This window comes from Photobacterium galatheae, assembly GCF_000695255.1.
In the GTDB taxonomy this organism is placed as follows: Bacteria; Pseudomonadota; Gammaproteobacteria; order Enterobacterales; family Vibrionaceae; genus Photobacterium; species Photobacterium galatheae.
On record NZ_JMIB01000048.1, the window covers coordinates 1 to 443 of the forward strand.

Genomic DNA, 443 nt, shown 5'->3' on the forward strand with positions numbered 1-443 from the left:
GCACGAAGCCAACTCATTAGTGTCGAAGCAACGCCCTATTACCATTGTGTTTCCAGGTGCGTGCGCCGTTCATACCTTTGCGGGTATGACAAGCTGACTCAAACCAGCTATGAACACCGTCGTGACTGGGTCGAGAAGCGATTAAAGCAGATTGCCAACGTCTTTTGCATTGATGTCTGTGCCTACGCAATTATGAGCAATCACTATCATTTAGTGCTGCATATCAACACCGAGCAAGCAAATCGCCTTTCAGAGCACGAGGTCATCCAACGCTGGATCACTTTGCACCGAGCCCCTGTGTTGATTCAGCGGTTCTTAGAAGGCGAAACGTCAACTGAAGCCGAGAAAAACGCTTGCCTCGCAATCATCCGAACCTGGCGGGAAAGACTCTGTTCCATCAGCTGGTTTATGCGCCTGCTTAATCAATACATCGCTAACGAAGC

1 protein-coding gene is annotated in these 443 nt (G+C 49.4%); it reads left to right on the plus strand.

Annotation, left to right across the window (positions count from 1 at the left end; translation table 11 throughout):
* Window positions 1-443 (plus strand): transposase (locus EA58_RS20230; RefSeq protein WP_459542900.1); only part of this gene is annotated, 443 nt, incomplete at both ends.